Source organism: Candidatus Avedoeria danica (assembly GCA_016703025.1).
Classification (GTDB): domain Bacteria; phylum Chloroflexota; class Anaerolineae; order Epilineales; family Epilineaceae; genus Avedoeria; species Avedoeria danica.
Window position 1 is genome coordinate 219,707 of record JADJCV010000001.1, and the last position, 25,193, is coordinate 244,899.

Annotated in this window: 16 protein-coding genes and 5 pseudogenes; 11 read left to right on the forward strand and 10 right to left on the reverse strand. The window is 66.6% G+C overall.

The features are described 5' to 3' along the window. Window positions 1–54 precede the first annotated feature (54 nt). Window positions 55–386: pseudogene (locus IPG72_00845) on the reverse strand (class I SAM-dependent DNA methyltransferase). Between the two features lie 74 nt (window positions 387–460). Here IPG72_00845 and IPG72_00850 point away from each other — a divergent pair. From IPG72_00850 to IPG72_00860, 3 genes are all read left to right on the forward strand, one after another. Further along, window positions 461–1,557 (forward strand): IS3 family transposase gene (locus tag IPG72_00850; protein MBK6767591.1). Its coding sequence is split into 2 segments (ribosomal slippage): window positions 461–722 and window positions 722–1,557, totalling 1,098 coding nucleotides; the frame shifts between segments, so codons are not numbered across the junction. A gap of 846 nt (window positions 1,558–2,403) precedes the next feature. Beyond that, entirely contained in the window at window positions 2,404–2,904 is a 501-nt protein-coding gene (locus IPG72_00855; GenBank protein MBK6767592.1) for a transposase, read from the forward strand. 60 nt (window positions 2,905–2,964) lie between these two features. Further along, window positions 2,965–3,480, forward strand: a complete 516-nt coding sequence (locus IPG72_00860) for a hypothetical protein (GenBank protein ID MBK6767593.1) — start codon at window positions 2,965–2,967, stop codon at window positions 3,478–3,480. Window positions 3,481–3,543: 63 nt separating this feature from the next. Here IPG72_00860 and IPG72_00865 read toward each other — a convergent pair whose 3' ends face one another. Beyond that, window positions 3,544–5,310, reverse strand: coding sequence for a restriction endonuclease (locus IPG72_00865; GenBank protein MBK6767594.1), 1,767 nt, complete (start codon window positions 5,308–5,310; stop codon window positions 3,544–3,546). A gap of 681 nt (window positions 5,311–5,991) precedes the next feature. Here IPG72_00865 and IPG72_00870 point away from each other — a divergent pair. The 3 genes from IPG72_00870 to IPG72_00880 all read left to right on the forward strand — a co-directional run bounded on the left by IPG72_00870 (window position 5,992) and on the right by IPG72_00880 (window position 8,704). Continuing rightward, window positions 5,992–6,219, forward strand: a complete 228-nt coding sequence (locus IPG72_00870) for a transposase (protein ID MBK6767595.1) — start codon at window positions 5,992–5,994, stop codon at window positions 6,217–6,219. Between the two features lie 108 nt (window positions 6,220–6,327). Next, window positions 6,328–6,555 (forward strand): transposase, encoded by a 228-nt coding sequence (locus IPG72_00875; GenBank protein MBK6767596.1) that lies wholly within the window; start codon window positions 6,328–6,330, stop codon window positions 6,553–6,555. A 598-nt stretch (window positions 6,556–7,153) separates the two neighbouring features. After that, entirely contained in the window at window positions 7,154–8,704 is a 1,551-nt protein-coding gene (locus tag IPG72_00880) for a hypothetical protein (GenBank protein MBK6767597.1), read from the forward strand. Between the two features lie 513 nt (window positions 8,705–9,217). Here IPG72_00880 and IPG72_00885 read toward each other — a convergent pair. Then, the gene (locus tag IPG72_00885; GenBank protein MBK6767598.1) at window positions 9,218–10,513 is read right to left on the reverse strand and encodes an IS256 family transposase; all 1,296 of its coding nucleotides are present in this window, start codon (window positions 10,511–10,513) and stop codon (window positions 9,218–9,220) included. 713 nt (window positions 10,514–11,226) lie between these two features. Next, the gene (locus IPG72_00890) at window positions 11,227–12,087 is read right to left on the reverse strand and encodes a hypothetical protein (GenBank protein ID MBK6767599.1); all 861 of its coding nucleotides are present in this window, start codon (window positions 12,085–12,087) and stop codon (window positions 11,227–11,229) included. Between the two features lie 142 nt (window positions 12,088–12,229). Here IPG72_00890 and IPG72_00895 point away from each other — a divergent pair, with 142 nt between their 5' ends. Then, window positions 12,230–12,694, forward strand: a complete 465-nt coding sequence (locus IPG72_00895; GenBank protein ID MBK6767600.1) for a hypothetical protein — start codon at window positions 12,230–12,232, stop codon at window positions 12,692–12,694. Between the two features lie 157 nt (window positions 12,695–12,851). Here IPG72_00895 and IPG72_00900 read toward each other — a convergent pair whose 3' ends face one another. After that, entirely contained in the window at window positions 12,852–13,283 is a 432-nt protein-coding gene (locus tag IPG72_00900; protein MBK6767601.1) for a glyoxalase, read from the reverse strand. Between the two features lie 74 nt (window positions 13,284–13,357). Beyond that, complete coding sequence (locus IPG72_00905) at window positions 13,358–13,597, reverse strand: hypothetical protein (GenBank protein ID MBK6767602.1); 240 nt, start codon at window positions 13,595–13,597, stop codon at window positions 13,358–13,360. Window positions 13,598–13,839: 242 nt separating this feature from the next. Between IPG72_00905 and IPG72_00910 the strand changes: the two are divergent. Together IPG72_00910 and IPG72_00915 are read left to right on the forward strand one after the other, a co-directional pair. Continuing rightward, window positions 13,840–14,506: pseudogene (locus IPG72_00910) on the forward strand (methyltransferase domain-containing protein). Then, window positions 14,490–17,638, forward strand: a pseudogene (locus IPG72_00915) (heavy metal translocating P-type ATPase). The pseudogenes IPG72_00910 and IPG72_00915 overlap by 17 nt, the downstream one beginning before the upstream one ends. Window positions 17,639–17,875: 237 nt before the next feature. Here the strand turns inward: IPG72_00915 and IPG72_00920 are convergent. Then, entirely contained in the window at window positions 17,876–18,739 is an 864-nt protein-coding gene (locus IPG72_00920; protein MBK6767603.1) for a DUF455 family protein, read from the reverse strand. Window positions 18,740–19,013: 274 nt separating this feature from the next. Here IPG72_00920 and htpG point away from each other — a divergent pair, with 274 nt between their 5' ends. Then, entirely contained in the window at window positions 19,014–21,275 is a 2,262-nt protein-coding gene (htpG, locus tag IPG72_00925; GenBank protein ID MBK6767604.1) for a molecular chaperone HtpG, read from the forward strand. 79 nt (window positions 21,276–21,354) lie between these two features. Beyond that, window positions 21,355–22,491, forward strand: a pseudogene (gene moeB / locus IPG72_00930) (molybdopterin-synthase adenylyltransferase MoeB). A gap of 212 nt (window positions 22,492–22,703) precedes the next feature. Here moeB and IPG72_00935 read toward each other — a convergent pair. The 3 genes and pseudogenes from IPG72_00935 to IPG72_00945 form a co-directional block, all read right to left on the reverse strand. After that, window positions 22,704–23,009: pseudogene (locus IPG72_00935) on the reverse strand (MoaD/ThiS family protein). A gap of 43 nt (window positions 23,010–23,052) precedes the next feature. Further along, entirely contained in the window at window positions 23,053–24,168 is a 1,116-nt protein-coding gene (locus IPG72_00940) for an exo-alpha-sialidase (GenBank protein MBK6767605.1), read from the reverse strand. A gap of 103 nt (window positions 24,169–24,271) precedes the next feature. After that, a complete protein-coding gene (locus IPG72_00945) occupies window positions 24,272–25,171 on the reverse strand; it encodes a class I SAM-dependent methyltransferase (protein MBK6767606.1) in 900 nt (299 codons plus the stop codon). Window positions 25,172–25,193: the final 22 nt, after the last annotated feature.

The window sequence follows — 25,193 nt, forward strand, 5'->3', positions numbered from 1 at the left end:
GGTCCGATTCCTTCCGCGCGCGGGTGACGCAGCGGTCACCTTCCGAATCGAGTCCTACTGCCGCCCCGCCCGTTCCAGGTTGAGGTTCAACAACCGCTCCAACACCCCTCGTCCCCAAGGTCCCGCGGCCACCCATACGCGTCCAACACCGCCTCATCCAACCGCCGATGCGCCAACTCCAGCCACATCGGTCGCTGATTGTACAGGTTCGTGAGCGTCCGCTTCTTCAGCTCCGCCTCCGTCGCACCCTCAGGGTTGAGCCAGCGGTCGCGCTGTTCGACGAGGTCGCGGGCGGCAGCGGCGATGGCGATGACGCGGGGGTCGTTGGGGGGTTCGGTGGAGGGGGGCCAAGGGAAGGGGAAGGTTTCGAAGGTGGTGGTGGGTGTGACGTGCTCCCCGGAACCTAGTCCAGCCATAATGAGAGTCTCCGGCTACACTGAAGGTGTGAAGGAGGCGGACCATGCGCAAGAGCCGGTTCACAGAGGAGCAGATCGTCGGGATCCTCAAGCTGGCGGATGCCGGCCAGAAGGTGGGCGACGTCTGTCGTCAGCACGGGATCAGCGGCGGCACGTACTACCGCTGGAAGGCCAAGTACGGCGGGCTCGACGCCAGCGAACTGCGACGGATAAGGCAGCTTGAGGACGAGAACCGCCGACTCAAGCAGTTAGTGGCCGACCTGTCGCTGGACAACGCGGTGCTCAAGGATCTTGCCACAAAAAAATGGTAACGCCTGCGGCCCGCCGGACCGCCGCAGGCTACGCGGCTGAGACGCACGGCATCTCCGAGCGACGGGCATGCCGGTTGATCGCTGCCTGTCGTGCGTCGGTCCGGTACAGAGGGCGGAAGACCACTGATCATGCCTTGAGGGATCGGCTGCACGCTATCGCGCTTGAGCGCCCGAGGTTCGGCTATCGGCGGCTTCATCTTCTGCTCAAGCGTGAGGTTGGAGCGGTAAACCACAAGCGCGTGTACAGATTGTACAGAGAGGCAGACTTGGCCGTACGGCGCCGAAAGCGCAAGCGGGTGGCCCTTCCAAGACAACCGCAGATCTTGCCGTCGCGACCCGGACAGACGTGGACCATGGACTTCGTGCGCGACACGCTTTCCAGCGGCCGAGCGTTCCGAACGCTCAACGTGCTGGACATCTTCACCCGCGAGTGCCTCGCCATCGAGGTCGACACGTCTCTGCCCGGCGAACGCGTTACACGCGTTCTTGATGCCGTCGTTGCCGAGCGAGGTGTGCCCGACTCGATCCGCGTCGACAACGGACCAGAGTTCGCCGGCAAAGCACTCGACGCCTGGGCCTACGGCCACAAGGTGACGCTCGACTTCATCACACCGGGCAAGCCGGTCGAGAACGCCCACATCGAGAGCTTCAACGGCAAGTTCCGCGACGAGTGCCTCAACCAGAACTGGTTCACCAGCCTTGCCGACGCCAGAGCCGTCATCGCCGAATGGCGCCATGACTACAATACCATCAGGCCGCACAGTGCGCTGGGACACCAGTCGCCGGCGGCATTCGCCCTGCTGTCCTATCCGAGCGCCGGACTCTCATAATGAGTGGACTAAACGAAGGGGGCAGGTCAGGTGTGTATCGGCCCCCGCTTTCCGCTTCACGGAGTTGCGTACCAAGTCGGCGCGCCCAGACCTCGTGTGACCTAGAATGCAACATACCGAACATATAGTCGTCGTCACGCGCAAATACGATTGTGGCATCATTTGCAAGCACCTCGTGCTGTAGCCACACGAAGATCCGATGCTTGGGTAATGGGTCAGTTCGGTCACGGGGGCATTAAGGCCCTATCGGCAAGCCGCGCCCTCCGCCGAGCACGGATGCGGCCAGCTAGCAGGAGCAGTCCGTATATGGCCACCGCACAGAATAGGCTGTTGGCCACCATACCAAGCGGCTCACTGTAGTTCGAGACCGCCCGGCGGATGGGCTTCCACGCGTACATAGGTTGGAGGAGCACGAGGAGGAGAGCGCTGCTTATCCTCATCCATATGGGGCACCAGTAGCGGGGATCGTCCGGAAACATCCCATATTCCGCGCACGGGACCCACTGCGTCCACATGGCCGCCATCGTGGCCGCGTAGTGGAGCAGAAAGATCCCGAAGATCGAGCCGAGTGCGGTCAACCCGCGCTTCCACATTACAGCAGTGTATCACCGCCGCCTGGCAAGAGTGTCTAGACCTTTCTCTAACGAAACCCGACCGCGCGACAGAACATATGAGCTAGGCTGGCGGACACGGTCCGCTCTCTGTAGAGTAACGGTTCGACCAAGAACCAACCCGACGGAGAGAAACAATGTCCACCAGCCTGATTGCCCATTCTAAGGTCCTCAAGGTGGTACGCCAAGGGAATCCGCGGAGGACATCCGCCGGTTGCGGGTGTTCGCGTGGGCGGTGGCGGCGCTGTTGATCTGTTGGAGTCCGTTGTTGAGTCAGTGGCTGACGGTCATCGCGGGTCCGGCCAATGCCAAGAGCAAGCTGCGGCGCCTGTTGCGATGGCTGAACAATCCGCAGGTGGATGTGGCGGCCTACTACCGGCCGTTCATCCGGGCCGTCTTGGCCGGTTGGGCCGGCAAGGAGATCCTGTTGATCTTCGACGGGACGAATCCGAACGGCGCGTGGGTGGTCTGCCGAGTGTCGGTGTGCTTCCGTGGGCGGGCCTTCCTGTTGTGCTGGCGGACGTTCGACACGCACAGCCACAGCGTCCGCTACGCCTGGTACGTCGCCGTGCTTGAGGAGGCGCGCGCTCTGTTGCCAGCGACCTGCAGCACCACACTGCTCGGTGATCGCGGCTTCGGGCATCGTCGGCTCATGAAGTGGTGCACGGCCTCTGGCTGGCACTACTTGCTGCGGCTCAAGGCCGACAGTGTCGTGCTCTTGCCCGACGGCAGTTGACGCCGGCTCGACGCCTGGCGACCGCGTCCCGAGACGCTGCTGCATCTGGCCGATGTGCGGTTGCTCGGCGACGGTGGCGAACGCGTCGGGCCGCTGCACATCCACATCACACAGGCTCCGGCACCTGCCACCGAGCCGTGGTACATTGCCAGCGACCGAGCCGATTGCTGTGCCGCCCTGGCCAATTACCGCTGTCGCATGCGCATCGGACAGAGCATCCGTGACGACAAATCGGGTGGCTGGAACTGGGAGGACTCGCCACTCACCGAACCCATCCACACCGACCGGCTCACCCTCGTCATGGCGACCGCGACCTTGTACGCTCTCACCGAGGGCACCCTCCTGGCGGACGATGGCCGCCGTCTCGTGCTCGATCCGCACGACGAGCGCGGTCTGAGCTACTTCCAGATCGGCTTGCGTAGCTTCCAGCGTTGCCTCGCCCAAGGTCGCCGCCTCCGGCTTCGCTTGCGCCTTGATCCGCGCCCTGATCCCGATCCCGTCGCCCCCTATGGCATCCCGTTCCGGCTCTTTGGAGTCTTTACTTGGATCCCCGCTACCACCCCCGCCGGATGCTGACCATACGTTCTGTCACGCGGTCAGGGCAACCGGCTGAACGGTTACTCTGAAATGAGTTCTGACTTATGCGGGCAAGTCAGTCGGTCTTCCACCATTTGGCATGGCATCAAGCGTTCGTTTTTCTACAGGCAGCTTTCGATAGGGATCTCTATTTCGATAGAAGTGGAAGTACTTGAAGTCGACTAGCTGATTGAAGGGAATCGCACCTTCGACGACCTGTCTCATCTCTTCGCCATCGATTAGAAGAATGCAGCGATTGGTCATCTGCTTCTTAACAGAATTGACTGCCTCCACCCCAAATCCTCGCATTGAGATGAATACTCCGTTAAGTCCAACTACATCCAACCCACCGATGAATTCTCTCATTGTGCCAGGATCGACTGGAGAAGACTCCCACTTGACCTCGACGAGAAATGGCTTATCCTGATGCATGAAGAAGGCGTCATGCTGCGCGCCGGGGATCGTATGTGATCCACTGGACGTGGTGAAGGACGTCTTTATTATCGCTGCGACAAATCGCTCAAACTGGAGCCCGCGATCGTTGGGGCTTGCAAGTGCTTCAATCCGGTGGAACGCGGCGCGCCGTGTCAAGAAAGACGAACCCAGATCGACGCTTGCACGGCCGGCCTTGGGTCGTGGTGACCTGCCTCTCCATTCCGCTACCGTGTTCCTGTACGCACGCCACCATGTGAAGCGCCGATCTGCATAGCTACTTGCGCGCTGAAGAAGCCTTTCGACCTCGTCTACGCGTGAACGATCTCCTGCACTGATCAAGAGCCGAGCCTTATTGGTGAGTATGATTGCACTCTTAGGAGCTAGTCTCTCTGCGGCATTATAGAATGCCAACGCAACATCCGGCTTTGCCTGGAAATCAATCATGTAAGTTCCCAGTCGATTCAGAACCATAGGATCCGTTAGTCCCAATGCTAATCCACGTGTTTGCGAGGTCGTCGCCATTTGCCTGCAATACATCATCTGTAACCAAGCGCGCAAGTGAGTTCCAGTCGAGGGAACCGTTCCAGCCCCAGCTCCCGAGGCTAGAATTGTCTGACTTCCGTCCATATCACCGGTCATTGCATATAACACAGCCAGATTGACGATGTGGCGCGCATACCCGAATCCACTATCGATAGCCGACTGCGTATCACGGATAGCGTCTACCAAGTACGGGTTCAAGTAGGATTCTGGATAGTCCCTATACCATAGATTCTGGGATGCTTCTGCGAATATGTGTGCTTCTCGAAGTAATAGACGGCGATTTGATATATAGCTGCGAGTCGCGGCATAGGTATCGCACGCCTTGGATGTTTGAAAGGTCAGACGATAGAATCGTGCTAACGACAGATCTGCCATTTCGTTTCTGGTTGTCTTAACAGCTTCCAGATATTGTTCCTCAGACAACGACACTTGTTGCATATAGTCAGTGTCAGATGCTGCGTACCTGGTAAGTCCCCAATAGCAGTTCGCGAATTCGAGCCTTGCACCCGGATTACTCGGATCGAGACTAACTGCCTTCTCAGCTGTTCGCAGCGCTCGCTCAAGAGGCTCATGACGATCCCCAAAAGAGAGCTGCGAAATTGCCTTAACGCGCAGTACTAAGGCTAGCTTGGACAGTAGTGCGGATTGCTGTATATCGCTTAATACATGTGAAGGACCAAGCATTTCATGGATTTGCCTGCTGGCGCGCGCAAGTTGAGTGCGCAGCACCGAGGCTGCAATATCGGCATAACTATCATAATATGCATCGACAACGGTGTCGGCAAACTGTGACACGAGTTCAAAATGGATGTTCAGTTGAATAGCCTGCGATAGGGTATCAACCGCCTTCAACCACCACGTCCTTCGCTCACTTGGCGTCGGAGCGTTAATCGCAAATTCCGAGTTGATGCGCGCCACTAGAATCGCTACGTGTATGCTAGGCGATTCCTCCTCCGAACACTCGCGCAATGCCGCCTTAAGAATCGTAGTGGCCTGAACGAGACTGTCAGCGCGCTGGGGCATCCTGAGAAGCTGTGACGCGGTGTCCAGTGACATTACTCGTGACCTCGCTTGAGAGACGGCAACTTCACTTTCTGACTGCGACCAAACGGTGATCGAATCGGCTCAACCGTACCAAACCATCCTTGTCGATGCAATAGGCGGAACTGGCGTGCACGCGAAGTGACCCTGATGGCACACATGTGGACAATTGTACGAGCGACCATGAGGCGAAGACTCACGCTCGAGGCGACCCTTGATCCACGCTCTCAGTCAGACCGCCGCGCACTGAGGCTAGACGTGCCTACAACCAACCACTACGCTCCGCCTAGAGCACCCCGCAGTGGGCGCGCGATGCGCCCGACGTACCTGCCGTACGGCGCGACGACGCGGTAGGTGGATGCACGGCCAATCGCTCAGATGGACACGTCGTGCACCTGACGAATGACTCAGAACTCATTTCTACAACCGCAGGCAGGGCTGGCTAGAAATGTCGACAGGAGCCGACACGAGCCGACCGATAAGAAGTGGGAAGTGCTGGGACCGCTGGTCGCGCGACCGCGCAAGCGGACAGGACGGCCGCCCGTCGACAACCGCCGCGTCTTGAACGGTGTGCTGTACGTGCTGAACACGGGGTGCGCTTGGATGGACATGCCCAGAGAGTACGGGGCGTACGCAACTAGCTTGGCGCCGCCACGCCCAGTGGTCCGAGGACGGGACACTGGAGCGAGTCTGGCGATCACTCCTTGGCATGCTCGATGAGCAGGGGACGCTGGACTGGTCCAAAGGAATCCTCGACGGCAGCTTCGTAGCGGCCAAAAAGGGGGGGACGGCGTCGGCCCAACGAAGATCGGCAAGGGCAGCAGAATCATGATCGTCACCGAGGGCAATGGTCTGCCGATCGGGCTCCATGTGGCCAGCGCGACGCCACACGAGATGACGATGGTCGAAGCAACGCTGAGCTCGATTCGCGTTCCAAGGCCAGGTCGCGGTCGCCCGAGGAGCCGAGTGGCCGAGCTGATCGCCGACAAGGCCTATGACAGCCGACCGTTTCGGCAGTCGCTCCGCCACAGGGGATCAAGCCGACCATCCCGGTGACGCGACGGCCTGCTCATTGGCGCCCGCGGATCGGCCGCCCGCCCGTCGTCGGACCCAACATCGGTGAGAGGTGGAAGGTCGAACGAGCCAACGCCTGGATGGACAACCACCGGCGACTCCCTGATCCGCTTCGAACGCAAGCTCGCGAACTACCGCGGGTTCTGGCTGCAGCCTTGATCTCCTGGTGCCTCAGAAGGTTTCTGAAATGAGTTCTGAGCCATCCTCGCAATGGCCAGGCAGACGGGCGCCATACAGCCCCATCAAGGTGCGGCGGAAGAACCGTGCGCTCATCACACGACTCCGTACAGTGTACATCTGTCAACATAGGTGGCGACCGGCCACAGTCATAGCCTTGGACACGGCGGAAGCGTAGGGGCAACTCAGAGGGCATAGACAAGCACGGCTCGGGCCGGTATGGTGAGTTTGCAGACTTGCCAAAACCGGGAGCCGAGCCGTGTCCGGACAGGATACCGCCGCCGAGAGTCGGGCGCCAGTGACACCGAACCGCCAGCGGGCGCGGATGGTGGCTCTTGTCGAGAGTGCCGAAACAGGGCGGGCGAGGGGTCGGGGGGTGCGGGCCACGGCGGCCGAGGCTGGGGTGGCAAGTAGCACGCTGTACCACTGGTTGGGGCAGAAGGCGGGGATCGACGCGTCGCCGGCGTCGCGGGACTACTTCGTCAGCCCGGAGGGGTTGGCGTTGCTGCACCGGATCGTCACGGCGGCCCATCTGGTGTTCGTGCAGGCAGGCGGCTGCGGCGCCGATCGGGTGGGCGAGTTCTTGGAACTCAGCGAGTTGGACCGTTTTGTCGGGGCCTCGCACGGGAGCCAGTACCGAGTGATGACGCGGATGACGGAGCTCTTGGGGGCGTACGCGGACGCCGAACGACGTCGACTCGGGGCCGCCATGGCGCCGAGGATGATCGTCGTGTGCGAGGACGAGACGTTCCATCCCGAGACGTGCTTGGTGGCGATCGATGCGGACAGCGGGCTGATCCTCGTGGAGCAGTACAGCGATCGGCGCGACGGAGCGACGTGGACGAAGGCGCTGGCGGACGCGCTCACCGGGCTGCCCGTCACCGTGGTTCAGGTGGTCGGCGACGAGGCCAAGGGCCTGATCGCGCATGCCCGCGACGGCCTGGGGGTGGGCTACGGACCGGACCTGTTCCACGTGCAGCGCGACCTGTTCAAGGCGACCAGCCGCCCGCTGGCTGCTCGATTGGACCGGCCGCTGGAGGTGCTCGAGGCGGCCGAGGCGTACACGGCGCGCTGGCGCGCGAACAAGGCGGACTACGAAAAAGGTCCCCGGGGCCCCGGCCGGCCGATGAACTACGACCGCTACATCGCCGCCGCGCAGGCGGCCGAAGACGCCCCGCGCACTGCCTACGAAACGGTCTGCAACGACAGGGACGACGTCAAGGCTGCCGTTCGCGGCCTGAGCGGCGCCTACCATCCATACGATCTGGCGACCGGCGCGCTCCGAACGGCGGACATGATCCGCGACGCGTTCACCACCGCCTTCACGACGATCGACGACGTCGCAGGGCGCGCCAACCTCCCCGAGCGCTGCCGAGAACGCATCGCCAAAGCCCGCCGCGTACTGCCCAAGTTCGTCGCAGCGGTCGCCTTCTTCCACGGACAGTTGGAGCGCGCCCTTGAAGGGCTGGCCCTGGCGCCTGCTGTGCTGGACGCCGTGCGCACTGAACTCCTGCCCAGCCTCTACCTGGCCCGCGCCGCCGCTCGCGCGCGCACCGCGGCGGATCGCGCATCCATCACCGCGGTGAGTCAAGCCCTCCTGGCCAAGGCTCGAACACCGGGAAGTCCGTTCATGGCTTTGGATCCGGCTGTTCGACAGCACGTTGAACACGTCGCCGCCGCCCAGGTCGCCCTGTTCGTCCGCTCCTCGGCCTGCGTCGAGGGGCGAAACGGCCACCTCGACCGCTACCACCACGGTCTCCACCGCCTCTCCAAACCGCGCCTGAAAGCGCTGACCACGATCCACAACTTCTACGCCCGGCGCCCGGACGGCAGCACCGCCGCCGAGCGATTCTTCGGCCAGTCGCCCAACAACTTGTTCGAGTGGCTTCTCGAGCACCTCGACCTGCCGGCTCAGCCCCGGCCCAGGTCTGAGCGCATCAGGCTTGCGGCGTGAGTCTGTCCAAGGCTGTGACTGTGGCCGTGGCGACCAATGACAAGTGCCACTCGTTAACATCCAATCGGCACTCGCGAATAGAACTTCACTGCCGCCGGCCGACGGACAGGTTCGACGCGTCGACAACACCATTGTGCCCGCAGCATCAGGTAACCGCGCCATCTTGTCAAGTTGCCTCTGATGCGCATTCCGGCCACGGCTCCCGCCAGCCGACAGTCGTGTCGACGACGCAGGTCACGTGGTCCAGCACGATCGACCTGGCCAAGTCGTCGGCGTGGACGCCGCCGCGGATGGGAAGGATGCGGGACGTAGGAGCGCATGGGTGGGAAGCAGAGGCGAACCGATGTTCGACGTGCAGGGAGGCGGGGATACTGCCCGCTTACGCGGTGTCAGTACACGACCAGTCACGCTTCTTAAACATAGCGTCTATAGCGTCGATGAGTTCTCTGACGCCGTCGGGGAGCATTCGGAATCTTGTGTAACCAGCCGGCTACAGGTCAGAGGGGAAGGCGGTCATCGAAGCGGATGGCGAGCTGATTGAGGACGAGAGGCCAGCCTTGGATGGCTCCAGTCCAGCGTTTGGAGATGTTCACGTGGGCCAGGTAGAGGAGCTTCTTGGCGGCATCGGCGGTCGGGAAGGAGCCTTTGGTCTTGATCACCTTTCGCAGTTGGCGATTGTACGCCTCGATGCGGTTGGTCGTGTAGATGAGTTTGCGGATCTCGGCCGGGAAGTCGAAGAAGGTGGCCAGGTCGTCCCAATGGGTGAGCCAAGAGCGCACGGCTGCGGGATAGCGCTTGCCCCAGACCTCTTCGAGCGTAAGAGTTGGCGCTCTGCTTCGTCCCGAGTTGGGCTCGGTAGACCGTCTTTAGATCGGCGATGAAGGCCTTGTAATCCTTCCAAGTGACGTAGCGGAGGCTGGCCCGAATCTGGTGGATCACGCAACGCTGAAGGCAGACCTTGGGAAAGATGGCCCGGATGGCCTCGTCGAAGCCGACCAGCCCGTCGATAGAGGCGATGAGGATGTCCTCGACGCCCCGGCTCTGGAGGTCGGTGAGGACCGACAGCCAGAAGTTGGCGCCCTCGGCGCCGTCGCTGACCCAATGTCCCAGGACGTCGCGATGGCCTTCGGTATCGATCGCAAAGACGATGTAGACGACGACGGTCTCGACTCGGTTGTTCTCGCGGCGCAGCTTGATGTGCAGCCCGTCAAGGAACACGATGGGGTAGACCGGGGACAGCGGCCGGGTCTGCCAGGCGGTCACCAGCGGCATGATCTTGTCCGTGACGGCGCTGATGGTCGCCGGGGCGACGTCGATGCCGTAAAGCTCCTCAAGCACGTCCTGGATGTCCCGCACCGACTGGCCGCGGGCGTAGAGCGCCAGGATCTTCTCCTCGATCTCGTTGGTCTGCCGCTGGTAGGGTCCGATGATCTGCGGCTCGAAGGAGCCGTTGCGATCCCGGGGCACCGCAATCGTCTGCTCGCCGCCCTCGGTCTTGAGCGTGCGTCGATAGCGCCCGTTTCGGCTGTTGCCGGAGTTCCGGCCGACGACCTCGTGCGCTTCGTAGCCCAGATGCGCAGTGATCTCGCCTTCGAGCATCTCCTCGATGGTCTTGGCGAACAGCCGGGCGAAGATCCCGTCCTTGCCGTAGAAGTCGTTGACCGACTTGGCCGTTGCCAACTCGGCCATCACGCGTTCCGCCGACGGCATCGACACCCCCGGCCGCCCGGCCGTCGCCTCCACGACGGCCTCGGCCAACCGCGCGGCCCGGGCCTGCGCCACGCTCTCGCGTCGGGTCTTTTCACTCACGAAGGGAGTCCTTTCTTGTGCCGCTTGCGCGGCCGGCTCACGGTTCAAGCCGCCCTGACCCCGGTCGTTGCTGGACCTCCAGCCTACACCAGAGTCCGGGCGGTGGGGAGCCGGGCCCGGGCGCTCTTGCGCCCTGGCCCGGTTCGCCATCGTCCGGAGACCGTTCTCCCTCCGACCTTACGCCACCTTCCGGTTACACAACTTTCCGGACGCCCTCCGCCGTCGTGATCCGGCGTATGGAGATTGGCTTGCGCTGCGTAATCAAAAGCGCCCACGCCGACAGAGATTACGTTCATCACGAGCGCGCGAACCATTGCGCATCGCTTCGGATACCACTCGGTGGTCACTATTTTTGGTTCGGTATGCAGCCGATGGCCGATCCTTGCAATGCGAATACTTCCGGGAGACACTTGGCGTGAGTAGATCCCAGATGATTCTACCCAATACTTCTTTAGTAGAGGGATAGTCCCCTCCTTCTCAAGCGGCGGCACACGACCGCTCGACAAAGCACGTTTGCGCAGACTGTTAAAATTGTCAAACCCGCTTCTTGCGGCGCATCCAGTCCTGATAGATGCTGGCATCGTATCCAATACCAATCGCGGTGAGCAGCAGTTCACAGTAGTTGCGCTTGAGTGCCAATGCGTTCTCTAAGAATCCGCTCTCAGAGAGACATCTGATCGCTAGAGAACACTCAACGGCCTGACAAAGAACTCTCAGCGTCCACCCGTACTGCGTGTCCTCCCAGTTTCGTGTGGATTGACAATTCCCAAGCTATCCACGAACGCACACCACAGCGCGTGTACCGCCACGAGTTCGCGCTCTTCCTGCGCTGACGCCTCGCGATACGCGACCCGCGCGTTGACGACGAGAGCGTCAACTTCGAAAAGAAGGGTGGCGCGCCTCTGAGATTCGTCCATCTCCCGGAGAGTAGCGCGACCTTGACGTGAGTCAAGCTGACTGCCGCGATGCCAACGCGCTCCCGCCGGCCGAAGCCTGACGGCGGCGCGCATTCCGATGGAGTGGAAGGGGACCGCGAATCCAGCGACCGCCGCCGCCGCTGGCAACGCTGCCGACACTTCCGCCGCCGCCTTCATCGTGACGGCCTCGACCGTCTCCTTGGCCTTGAACCGCTCCGGCTCTGTCCAAGCGCAACGCAGCAGATCCGGCGACTCCGGCCGTAGCAGGCGGTCCAAGTCGAACGACTCGACGCGCTTCAAGCTGCTCGTGAAGTTCGTGTGGACCACGATCGTCTTCAGATCGCACATGATCAACAGCGGCGGATTGTCCAACGCCTCCCGGTACAACTGCAGCTGCTCATACGCCGCGCCCAGATCCTTCCGCGGCCCCTTGTACTCCCACCCGAAGCAGCCGCGCTTCCAGACGTCCGCCCACCCCTCGCCGCCCGACGACTTCGTCGCCCCGCGTTCAAACGCGTAGTCCTGGCCCGTCGGATCCGCCTCGATCGGCCCCGGAACCCCCAGCAGCGCGCACAGATCGATGAAGTGCGACTGCGAGGCGGAGCGCTCCTTCTGGTCGACGTGGCGCCAACGGTCGACGAACTGCTGGGGAGTCATGTGGGCGACGCTCCTGGGTGGCGGGGCGTTATAGCGGGGGTGGGGGCTGGGGCAAGCGGCTGCGGCGCCAACCCTTGCGCCGCCATTTCACGAAACGGTACAGTGCGCGCATGCGCCCATCCGTCCCCATCGGAGGTCTTCCGTGATTGCCCGCCTCGACCGCTCTGCCGGAACCGCCGCGCTGGCCGCTGCCGCGGGCTGGCTGGTCATCCTGGTTGGCTTTCTCCTCCAGTCAGCCGACGGCCTCGTCCCTTGGGACACCCTCTACGCGCTCTTGGCGGAGGGCGGACTGATCGTCGGACTTGTCACGATCGTCGCGCTGAACGGCATGCTGGCGCGGGTCGGCGGCGCGCGCGACCCTTGGCGGATCGTCGCCCTCGTCCTCGCCGTCCTCGGCGTCGGCGTGCTCACCCTCCTGACCTGGTTTACCCCGCTTTTGGGGCGCCCTTCTCTCGGCCGCGTCGCTGATCGCCGCATTTCGATTGCAGGCCGCGACGCTGGGCTCCAAAGTCGGCCTCTGGGCATTCGCGGCGGCATGGCCGTTGAGCTTCGGACTCTTCGTTCTGCTGGATGCGATGGAGTTCGGCCGGATCGACGAGTACGGTGACTACCCCTGGGCCGGCGGGATCGGCGTCGCGGTCTGGTGTGGCCTGTTCGCGTTGGGGCTGGCGATGCACCTGAAGTCGCTGCGTTCCGGACGCCGGGGCGGCAATCGCCTAAAGACCTACCGCCCACAGACCTACCGCCCGCCCGTCGCCCGCCCGTCACCCATTCGCGACATCGGCGCCCTCAGCGCCCTCAGCGACATCCTCGACCTCCGCGAACGCCAGCACGTGCCCATCCGGGTCAAGACAATAGCCAACCCGCTGCCCCCAGTCGCGCGGCAGCAGCGGGCTCAACGCACGGGCGCCGGCGTCGAGCGCGCGCTGAAGGCACGCGGCGGCGTCCGGTACGACCACGTACAGCTCACATCGCGGGATTCCTCCGGCGCCGTCCGGGTCGGGCAGGGCATCGCCGAGGAGGCGCCGGATTCCCGCGGCGGGCATCAGCCCGAGGGAAACGCCGTCGCCCAGCGCGAACTCGGTCATGCCCGGCTCGTGGATGCTCGGCGCATCCTGGAACACCGACGCGTAGAACCGGGTGCTCGCGTCCTGGTCACGCACGTAGACGATGAACATCGTGAAGCGAGCGTTCATGCGGTGCTGTCGATACATGTGAGCGACACATGGTGAGCCGCCGCGAATGCGCCGCGACTCAACTGGGCCGCGACTCAACCGGCCCCGTCGCGCCCAACCACCTCGAACACCACCGTCGCCTTGTCGGACCGGCGGAACTTGATCTGCACCTTCGCAGCAGTCGCGGCCAGCTTCAATCGCCCCTTCAGCGACTGCCGCCCGACGCCCTCGCCCGCAATGGAGGCCATGCCGCCCTCACCGATGGTCAGGCTCTTGAAGAACTGGACGTAATCGGGGCGGGCGGCGAGTTCGTCGGTGGAAAGCTTGCGAATCATATCTGCGTGCTCCTGTAGCGTGGGAAGGAAGGAACGGGTCGAGCCGTGTGCGGGCCAGTGTGCGGGCCAGTCGTGCGGCGAAGTTCTGCGGGGCAGTGTCGACGGCGATGGTAGCACGTGCGGATGCGGCTCGGGAATGTTCCGACCCCCCTGCGCCGGTCGTCCTATACTTCCGATTCCCACACTTCACTGTTGCGATCTATTGCGATCGTGCGCAGGACGCGAGCGAGCAGGCGCCACCCATGACCCCCCAAACCCACTGGAACACGATCTACCGAACGAAGTCGGCCTCCGAAGTCAGCTGGTTCCAGGAGCACGCCCTCCGGTCCCTCGACTTCATCCGCCGCACCCAGGTGCCGCCGACGGGCCGCATCATCGATGTCGGCGGCGGCGCTCTCCACGCTCGTCGACGATCTGCTGCTGGCGGGCTATACGGACATCACGGTGGCCGACCTCTCCGGCGCCGCGCTCGATGTCGCGCGCACGCGCCTCGGTTCCCTGGCGGATCGGGTCACGTGGCTGGAAGCCGACATCACCCGTGCGGCGTTGCCGGCGGACGCCTACGACATCTGGCATGACCGGGCCGTGTTCCACTTCCTGACGGACACGGCGGATCGCGCCCGCTACGTCGCCCAGGTGCGCCGCGCGGTGAAGAGCGGCGGCCACGTCATCATCGCCACGTTCGCCACCGACGGGCCAAGCCAGTGCAGCGGGCTGCCGGTCGTGCAGTATCGGCCGGAGACCCTGCACGCCGAGTTCGGCACGGACTTCCAGCTTACCGAGAGCCTCCAGGAGGCCCACGTGACGCCCGCCGGCAGCGAGCAGCGATTCGTATACTGCTACTGCCGGATGGAACCGAGCGCCGCCATCCTCCTCGAACAGGGGCTCGACCATGACCGTCTCGGCTGAAGCCCCGCGCACCGCCCGGTTCCGCGTCCCCGACCTGTGCTGCGCCGCCGAGGAACAGCTCATTCGCGGCCGCCTGAAGACGATGGACGGCATCGATGAGCTGCAGTTCGACATCTTCGGGCGCCAGGTGAACGTCCTCCACCGCCTGCCGAGCGCCGCGACGATCCGCGATGCCATCGACTCCGTCGGCCTGAAGGCGATCCTCCTGGACGAGGCGCACGACGCTGCGGCCACGTCGCACGACGCGCCAGCAGCCGCCGAAGCGTCCGCCGGCCATGCCGCGGAGCACGAAGACTCGCCAACCGACGGCTGGGCGCTCCTCGCCCTTTCCGGCCTCCTCGCCGCCGCAGCCGAGGCCACGGCGTGGTACACCGGCGAGGATCGATCCTGGCTCGTCGCGCTCCTCGTCGTCGGTTCGATCGCGCTCGGCGGCCGCACCGCCCTGCGGAAGGCGATCGGCTCCGTCCGCGCGCGCACGCTGAACATCAACCTCCTGATGGCGATTGCCGTCGTCGGCGCCGTGATCATCGGCCATTGGCCCGAAGCCGCGATGGTCACGTTCCTGTTCGCCCTGGCCGAAGCGATCGAGGGCCGGGCCCTCGACCGGGCGCGGAACGCGATCCAAAGCCTGGCCGCCATCTCGCCCGACATCGCGCTGCTCCGCGTCGGTTCGGGGTTGCAGAGCGTTCCGTCCAGCCAGGTGCGGATCGATCAGATCGTCCGCATCCTCCCGGGCGAGCGTGCGCCGCTGGACGGCGTCGTCGTCGACGGCGTCTCGGCGATGAACCAGGCGCCGATCACCGGCGAGAGCATGCCGGTCCCGAAGCAGGTGGGCGACCCGGTGTTCGCCGGCACGATCAACGAAGAAGGCCCGCTGGACGTCCGGGTGACCGCCGTCGCCGGAGAGAGCATGCTCGCCCGGATCGCGCGGACGATCCAGTCGGCCCAGGCCCAGCGCGCGCCGACGCAGCGGTTCGTGGACGCGTTCGCTCGCTGGTACACGCCCGTCGTCGTGCTCCTGGCGGTCATCGTGGCCGTGAGCCTGCCGCTGCTCTTCCAGGTTCCGGTGTATGACGCCGTCTACAAGGCGCTCGTCCTGCTCGTCGTCGCCTGCCCGTGCGCCCTCGTCCTCTCGACGCCCGTGACCGTCGTCAGCGCCTGACCGCCGCGGCGCGGCACGGGATCCTGATCAAGGGCGGCATCTTCATGGAGCGCGGGCGCAAGCTCCGGGCCGTCGCCCTGGACAAGACCGGCACCCTGACCCATGGCGCCCCGCGCGTGACGGACATCGTGCCCCTGAACGGCCTGCCCACCGCCGAGATCCTCAAGATCGCCGCCAGCCTGAACGTCCACTCGACGCACCCCGTCGCCAAGGCAGTCGTCGCCGCCTGGCAGGCCGAGCACCCGGACGAGCCGCTGCTCCCCGCCACCGACGTGCGGTCCCTCGCCGGCCGCGGCGTAACGGCCTCCATCGGCGATCGCCGCTACTTCGTCGGCAGCCACCGCCTGGCCGAGGAGCTGGCCACGTGCTCGCCGGCCGTCGAGGCCGAGCTCGACCTCATCGAGCGGGCGGGCAAGACCACCGTCGTCGTCGGGTCGGACGGCCAACCGATCGGCGTGATCGGCGTCGCCGACGAGGTGCGCGCGACGAGCCGGGAGGCGGTGGCGGCGCTGCTGAGCCGCAACATCCACGTCGTCATGCTCACCGGCGACAACATCACGACCGCCCGCGCCGTCGCGGCCGAGGTCGGCATCCGTGAGCTGCGCGCCGGCCTCCTGCCCGAGGACAAGCTGACGGCGATCGAAGCGCTGACCGAGGCGTATGGCGACGTCGGCATGGTCGGCGACGGCGTGAACGACGCCCCGGCCATGGCGCGGGCGGCCATCGGGTTCGCGATGGGCGCCGCGGGCACGGCCACCGCCATCGAGACCGCCGACGTGGCGCTGATGGACGACGATCTCCGCAAGGTGCCGCAGTTCTTCGACCTCAGTCGGCGGGCCGCCCGGGTCCTGACCCAGAACATCGCCCTGTCCATCGGCCTCAAGGCCGTCTTCTTCGTTCTGACGCTCGCCGGCATCGCCACCCTCTGGATGGCGGTCTTCGCCGACGTCGGCACGAGCCTGCTCGTGATCGTCAACGGGCTGCGGCTGCTGCGGGAGGGTCGGCGGGGGGGGGGTGAGAGGGCGGACCAGACGCCGGACGATCCCTTCATCCTCGATCCCGTGGCCCTGCACACTTCCCCCGCGATCCGCCGCAATCCGCCCCACCACCCCCATCGTCAGGCGCGCGTTCACCTCGCCCAGCGCGTGCAGCCGCACCCGCCCCTCCCCGTCCCGCCAGCGGAACGCGTCGATCCCGTACGCCCCGCGGTAGCCCGCGCGCGCCAGTCCATCCCCACGCTGCGGTGGACCTCCGCCAGCCGCTCCGCATCGCCCGCACGCAGCCCAAGCTGCGCGCCGAGGGCTTCGACGTCCCCCCCGTCCTGCCCAGCACCGCCCATCGTCGCCGGCACATCGACCCCACTGAAGCGCCCCCGCCCATCCACCCGCATCCGGTGCAGGCCGACGAGATGCGCCTGCCCCGTGTCGTCGACGTATCCGACCGCCCCGAAGTCTTCTGTGCGGTCGAGCCACGGTTCGATGACGGCCTCCCCGTGCCCCGCGAACAGTCGATCGAGCTGGCCGTCCACCGCCGCACCGCCGCTGCCGTCCAACGGCACCCCACGCGGTCGCGCCCCGCCGACGAGCAGACGGCCTTCACGACGCACGCCGTCGCGCCGACCCGGACCGCCTCGCTCCGACTGTCGCCCTGCCGCCCGACGCGCGTCGCCACCTCGCCGCGGCTGCGCACGAGCGACGCGCCCGGCAGGGCCTCGCCCAGCTCGCGGGCCAACTGAAGGCCGAAGCCGCGGTGGTTGCACCGGGCGGCGATCACGGCGTCGGGCGGTTGGATCGACCAGAGCGCGTCGACGAGGGCGTGGCCGGTCGGGCGATGGGCGGGGGGCGGGCGGTCGCCGTTTGCGCGTCGGATCGTCGCGCGCAGATCCGCCACGGCACGCGTTTCGGCCCAGGCCAGGACCGGGACGTTCGGCAGATCGGCCCGCCGCTCGTCCGCCGCTCGCCAAGTCCTGACGTCGCGATCGCGATCGCCGCCGACTCCGATCATCCGGTCTTCGGGGTTCGTGAGCACCGTCAGCCAGCGCCCAAGCTCGACGGCGCGGTCGCGGGCGCGGGACGACGGTCGCCGGACGGTGCGGGTCAGGCCGAGCGTCGTCTCGGAAGTCGTGGTCCGCATCCAGGTTCGCGACGAGGATGCCGGCGCCGGCGGGCCAGCCGCGTTCGGCGCGTTCGGCGCTCACGGCTCCGCGCTCACGACGGCGACACGGCCTCGTCGCCCGACCCGCGGCCGGAACGCAGCGCGTCCAGCCCCTCGCCCCGCACGTCAAGGTCGATGTCCGCCGCCTCCAACGCCGCGATGAACGCCGGATCCATCCCCGCCGCCACCCGCCCCGCCGCGTGGAACCGCCGCCCGCGCGCCAGCGCCGGCCGGAGCGGCCACGCCACGTTCGCCTGCCAGGCGTCCCACATCGTCATCCCGTCCGGCTTCAGCCGTGCCAACCACTTCCAGCCGATCGCCACATGTCTGATCTCGTCCGCATGCACCTTGTCGATGACCGCCGCCGACGCCTCGTCCCCGCCCGCCCGCGCCGCGGCCGCGGTCTCCGTCGTGTGGTCCAGATTGGCGTTCTCCCACGTCAGGGCCATCGCGCACAGGAACTGCAGCGGCGTCGTGATCGATGGCGCCTTTGCCCAGAAGTAGTCCGTCACCGGAAAATCGCCGAATGCCCGGCCGTGCGCCTCGACGCGGGCGACGTACATCCGCGTGTGGCGCTGCTCGTCGATCAGCACGGACAACAAGTCGGCGCGCAGCTCGGGTGGCGCATCCGGAAAGGCCAACAACGCCCAGGCATACAGTTCGACGGCCTGCAGCTCGTGGTTCGCCAGCGCGTGCAGGATCCGGACGCGCAGCGCCGGGTCGCCGAACCCGGCCAACGCCGGCACGCGGGACCGGCGGACGTGCACCGGCAACAGGTTCGCCGGGCGAGCGGGCTCGGTCAGGCGTAGCGGCGGGCCGGGGTCGTCGTCCGACAGGCCGCGCGGCGGGGGAATGAGGCGCGCTTCCAGGGTTGGCGTCGTTAGGAGGGTGAGGGCGAAGGTGCGGAGGGTGGGCATGGCGGGATCGTATCGCGGGGAGGACGCAGGGGCCAGCCGGGAGGATCGACGGTTACCTTAACGGTTACATCGTCGGCCAAATCAACGGTACACCGTTGGCAACCTGACCGGAACCGTCACGGAATCGACCGTATACTGCGGTTGCGTTTTCTCCTCCTCACAGAGCGCTGAGCCGGACGGCACCCGCCGTCCGGCTCCCTCTGTTTAAGGCCCTGCTATCCTCATGCGTCGAACCCTCCTGTGCCGCCGCCCGAGGACCCGAGGAGCCGACCCGATGTCGTCCGACCTGCGCACCCGCAAGTTCCAGGCTGAAACGCGCAAGCTCCTGGATCTCGTGATCCACAGCGTCTACGCCCAGCGCGAGGTCTTCCTCCGTGAGCTGATCTCCAACGCGTCCGACGCGATCGACAAGGCCCGCTACCTGGCGCTGACGGACACGACGGTCGATCAGACCGAGCCCTTCGCGATCCGCCTCCTGCCCGACGCGGCGGCCGGTACGCTGTCCGTGGCGGACAACGGCATCGGCATGACGTACGACGAGGTCGTGGCGAACATCGGCACGATCGCCGCCAGCGGCACCGAGGCGTTCGCGCGGGCGGTGGCGGCGGACGGCGGGGCGGCGGACGGCGACGGCACAACGGACGCCGAGGCAGGCGCGGTCGACTTCGGCGACGGTGAAGGCGTCGTCGGTGACGCGGACGGGGTGAACCCGGACACGCCCGCCCGTGACAACGCCGGCCAGCCGGACCTTATCGGCCGCTTCGGCGTCGGGTTCTACAGCGCGTTCATGGTGGCGGACAAGGTCGAGCTCGTGACGTGCAAGCACGGCGCCGACCACGCCGTCCGCTGGGAGTCGAGCGGCGGCGACGCGTACCGGATCGCCAAGCTGCCGCCGGGGGAGCGCGGGACGCGGATCACGTTGCACCTCAAGGGGATCGCCCGCGGCCAGGGCGCGGATGCGGCCGACGGCGGCGATCCGCCCAAGGACTTCACGGACGCGGCCGTGCTGCGCGGGATCGTCAAGCGGCACTCCGACTTCGTGGCGTTCCCGATCCGGCTCGAGGCCGCGGGGGATGACGGGCTGTCGAGCGAACCGCTGAACTCCATGCAGCCGCTCTGGTCGCGGCCCAAGTCCGAGATCGACGCCGCCGCGTACGACGACTTTTATCGCCACCTCACCCGGGACTGGGAGCCGCCGCTGGCGCATGTCCACGTCCGGGCCGAAGGCCAGTATGAGTATGCCGCGCTGCTCTACCTGCCGTCCCACGCCCCGTTCGACCTCTACCAGCGCGAGGGCCGGCGCGGCCTGCAGCTGTACGCCAAGCGCGTCTTCATCATGGACGAGTGTCGCGACCTCATGCCCGAGCACCTGCGCTGGGTCCGCGGCGTCGTGGACAGCCCGGACCTGCCGTTGAACATCTCGCGCGAGATGGTCCAGGAGGACCGCCTGATCAGCGCGATCCGCCGCCACCTCACCCGCCGCGTCTACGACGAGCTCGGCACGCTCCTCGCCGACGACCGCGCCCGCTACAAGACGTTCTGGGCCGACTTCGGCGCGGCGGTGAAGGAGGGCCTGCACCACGAGCCCGGCGACACCGAGCGCCTGCGCGGCCTGCTGCTGTTCCGCAGCACGGCCGTCGAGGGATTCACCACGCTGGACGAGTACACCGGCCGCCTGCTCGCCGGCCAAAGTGCGATCTACTACCTCGCCGGCGACGACGCCAAGCTCATGCGCGGCGCCCCGCAGCTCGAGGGCTTCCGCGCCCGCGGCATCGAGGTCCTGCTGCTGACCGACGCCGTCGACGAGCTCGTCGTCAGCCAGCTCCGGATGCACGCCGACGTCCCGTTCCGCTCGGCCGGCGAGACCGGCGTCGACCTCTCGGCGATCACGCCGCGGGCGCAGACCGCCTCGACAGGCGGGGCGACGGACACCGCGTTGGACGCGGCCGGCGCCGACGCGGCCGGCGGTGCGTCGGATGTCGGTACCGACGGGGATGCGGACGTGGCCGGGGACGCGGGTGCCAAGGGCGGTGGCCGCAAGCGCGCCTCGAAGCGCAAGGCGGCGAACGTCGACGGCGCCGACGGCGCATCCGACGGCGCCCGTTCCGCCGCCGCCCTTCCGACGCCGGAGGCCGCGGCCGCCGAACGCGCCGCCCTCGCCCCGCTGTGTGACCGCCTGGCCGCGCTCCTCGGCGAGACCGTGACGGCCGTCCGCCCGTCGGACCGCCTGACGACGAGCGCGGCGTGCCTGGTGGTGCCCGAGGGCAGTCCGAGCGACCACCTGTTGCGGCTCATGAAGGCGCTCGGCCAGGACGTCGAGACCACCAAGCGGGTCCTCGAGCTGAACCCGTCCCATCCCGTCGTCCGCGCCCTCGTCGCCCGCCACACCTCGGCGCCGGACGACGACGGCCTCCTGGCGTACGCCGATCTGCTCTACGACAGCGCCCTCGTGGCCGAGGGCCAGCCGCCGCGCGATCCGGTGCGGTATGCGCAGGCGGTGGCGGAGGTGATGGCGGCGGCGGTGGCGGCCGGCTGATCGCACAGAGAGCAGAAAGGCCGCCCGCTTGCCAACGAACGATGATCGATCCGACGCCGATCAGCCGACCACCGACGGTCTCTCCCACGATGAGATCCTGCGCTACAGCCGACACCTGATCATGCCCGAGGTCGGCCTGTCCGGGCAGCTCGCGCTCAAGCGGGCCAAGGTGCTGCTCGTCGGCGCGGGCGGCCTCGGCTCGCCGCTGGCGATGTACCTGGCCGCGGCCGGCGTCGGGACGATCGGCATCGTCGAGGGCGATGTCGTCGACGTGACGAACCTGCAGCGCCAGGTGATCCACGGCACGGACGACATCGGCCGCAGCAAGCTCGGCTCCGCGACGGCTGCGATCCGCACGATCAACCCGCACGTGACCGTCGTGGGCCACGACACGCTGCTCTCGAGCGCGAACGCCCTCGGCATCCTCCAAGACTACGACATCGTCGTCGACGGCACGGACAACTTCCCGACGCGCTACCTCGTGAACGATGCCTGCGTGATCCTGGGCAAGCCGAACATCTACGGCTCGATCTACCGCTTCGACGGCCAGGCGACGGTCTTCTCGCACGGCGACGGGCCGTGCTACCGCTGCCTCTACCCCGAGCCGCCGCCGCCGGGCGTCGTGCCGAGCTGCGCGGAGGGCGGTGTGCTCGGCGTCCTGCCCGGCGTGATCGGCCTCATCCAGGCGACCGAGACCGTCAAGCTCATCCTCGGGCGCGGCGAGCCGCTCGCCGGCCGGCTGCTCCTGTACGACGCATTGGACATGCGCTTTCGGGAAATCAAGATCCGGCGCGACCCAAGCTGTCCGGTCTGCGGGGACGATCCGACGATCCGCGAGCTGATCGACTACTACGCCTTCTGCGGCGTGCCCGGTCACGGCGTGAACCACGCCGCGTTCGACGACGAGATCGAGCCGGCCGAGCTGGACGCCAAGCTGCGCTCCGCCGAACGGTTCGTCCTGATCGACGTGCGCGAGCCGCACGAGCACGAGATCAACCGGATCGCCAGCGCCCGGCTGATCCCGCTGCGCGACCTGCCGGCCCGCGTGCACGAACTCGATTCGGCGGACGAGATCGTCGTGCATTGCCTGATGGGCGGGCGGAGCGCGGAGGCTTGCCGGTTCCTGCGCACCGCGGGGTTCGGGAAGGTGCGGAATCTGCGGGGGGGGATTCGGGCTTGGATCGACGAGGTGGATGGGGGGATGGCGCAGTACTAGAGAGCCGGTCAGGCAATGCCCGCCGGACTCTCCCCCATCCGTCAGCGCCTGCGGCGCTGCCACCTTCCCCCCGCGGGGGCGGGGGGAAGAGTCCATCCTTCTTGAGGGTAGTCAAGTCAATTGGGTCGTCGGCCAGCGGCAGGACGTGCCCTCTCCCGCCCCCGCGGAGAGGGCAGGCGCGCCCCAGCGCGCCGGGTGAGGGATCGCCCCCTACCCCCCGCAATCGCCCCCACCACCAGAAACGGCTCATCCCCCGCCGCAATCGCCGCCGGCAGCGCCGCGTCCGTCGGTTCGAACGAGATGTCCTCACCGCACGCGAAGTAGCGCAGGAACGCCCGGCGCTCGTGCGTCGCGTGGTCTCGGATCGTGCCGCGCAGCACGGGGTAGCGCGCCTCGAGGGCGTCGAGCACGGCCTGCGTCGTCGCGTGCTCGATGCCGTCGGCCGCGACCTCGACCTCGACCTCGGCGCCGACGCGGGCGAGGTTGCGCAGGTGGTAGGGCAGGACGACGCGGATCATGCGCGGGGTCACGTTCGAATCCACGTTCGGATCCACGTTCGAATCACGGGAGCGTCTGGACTTCGACGGACAGGACGGCCGGGAAGTGCTCGCCGATCGCCGTCCAGTTGTCGCCCGAATTCGGCGAGACGTAGACCTGGCCGCCGGTCGTGCCGAAGTAGATCCCGCAATCGTCCAGCGTATCGACCGCCATCGACTCGCGCAGCACGTTCACATAGCAGTCGTGCTGCGGCAGGCCATTGGTCAGCGCCTCCCAGTCGTGGCCGCCGCTGCGGCTGCGATAGACGCGCAGCTTGCCGTCCGGGACGTAGTGTTCGGAGTCGCTCTTGATGGGCACCACGTAGATCGTGTCGGGCTCGTGGGCGTGGACGGCGATCGGGAAGCCGAAGTCGCTGGGGAGCGCGCCGCTGACCTCGCGCCAGTTGTCGCCGGCGTCGTCGCTGCGCATGACGTCCCAGTGCTTCTGCATGAAGAGCGTGGCCGGGCGCGACGGGTGGAACGCGATGCGGTGGACGCAGTGGCCGACCTCGGCGTCCGGCACGGGCATGAAGTTCGAGATCAGGCCCTTGTTGATCGGCTTCCAGGTGGCGCCGCCGTCGTCCGTGCGGAAGCTGCCGGCGGCCGAGATGGCCACGAACATGCGGTTGGCGTTCGTCGGGTCGAGGAGGATCGTGTGGAGGCACATCCCACCGGCGCCCGGCATCCAATCCTTGCCCGACGCGTGCTCGCGCAGCCCGGCGACCTCGCTCCACGTCGTCCCGCCGTCCGTCGACTTGAACAACGCGGCGTCCTCGACGCCGGCAAACACGGTGTCCGGGTCCGTCAGCGACGGCTCGAAGTGCCAGACGCGCTTGAACTCCCAGGGGTGGGGCGTGCCGTCGTACCACTGGTGCGTGCCGGGCATGCTCGCGTAGCCGAACTCGTTGCCCACCGGCGCCCACGTCGCGCCGCCGTCGTCGGATCGCTGGATCACCTGCCCGAACCAACTGCTCGACTGCGACGCGTACAGGCGGTTCTGATCGACGGGCGAGCCCTTGACGTGGTAGATCTCCCAGCCGCCGAAGTGCGGGCCGTCGATCTTCCAGTCCCGGCGCGCGGCGTCGGACGTGCAGATGAAGGCACCCTTCTTGGTGCCGACGAGGACGCGGACGGTGCTCATGACGGATCCTTCCTTCGTGTCATGGGATCGCCGCCGGTAAGCGGCCTGCCTGAACAGATGTTCGATGGTGCGCGGGCCAGAATACGTCCTTTTTGCCCCGCTGTCAATCCCCTCCCTCGCCCGCACCGCGCCGCGCGACCCGGCGCCCGATCCACCGCCCGATCGCCCTCGACATGCGCACCGTTCGCGTCGAACGCAGCGCGTCGAGGTCGCGGCGCACCGCATCCGCCCGCGCTTCGGCGGCATCCCGCGCGGCGGCGACGGCGCGCAGCGTCGACAGCTCTGCGTCGCGCTCGGCGAGGGCGCGCTGCGTGTCGGCAGCGGCGGCGCGCAGCGTCCCGTTCGCCTCGCGCAGCTGGTGGTTCGCGTCGGCCAGCCGCCACAGCCGCCGCTCGTACGCGGTCACGACGCCGACGAGCGGGCCGTCCACCTTGCGGAAGCGGGCGGCCCAGGGCGTGAGGAACGTCGCGTCGAAGTCGGCGTCGCGGTAGAAGCCGCGGCGGGCGAAGGCGGCGGCCCACGCTTCCGGCGGCTGGACGTTCACGTGCGTCGGCTCGGAGTGGTCCGTCGGGGACGACGAGAACAGGATGTCGTCGGCCGCCGCGGTCATTGCGTCGATCGCCCGGTCCGCCGCATCCGGCGGCATGTGCTCCAGGACTTCGATGCACGTCACGACGTCGTATCGTCCCGGCAGCGGATCGGCGGCGCTGGCAACCGCGACATATGGCGCGACGTCGGGATGGGCCTGCTGAATCGCGTACGTCGACAGGTCGATCCCGCGCGCGTCGACGCCGCGTTCCCGGAGCGCCTCGACGAGGAAGCCCAGCGCGCAGCCTACGTCCATTGCGGTGCGCGGGGCGATGTCGGCGACGATGCGGTCGGCCACACTGCCGAAGAACGCCATCCAGACGTCGTCGCGGACGTAGGGGCGGCCGCAGCCGTGGGCGTAGTAGTCGGCGTCGAAGGTGGGGACTGGCGGGGTGCTGGCGGGGTCGTCGATCATCGCCCCGGATTATAGAACGGCG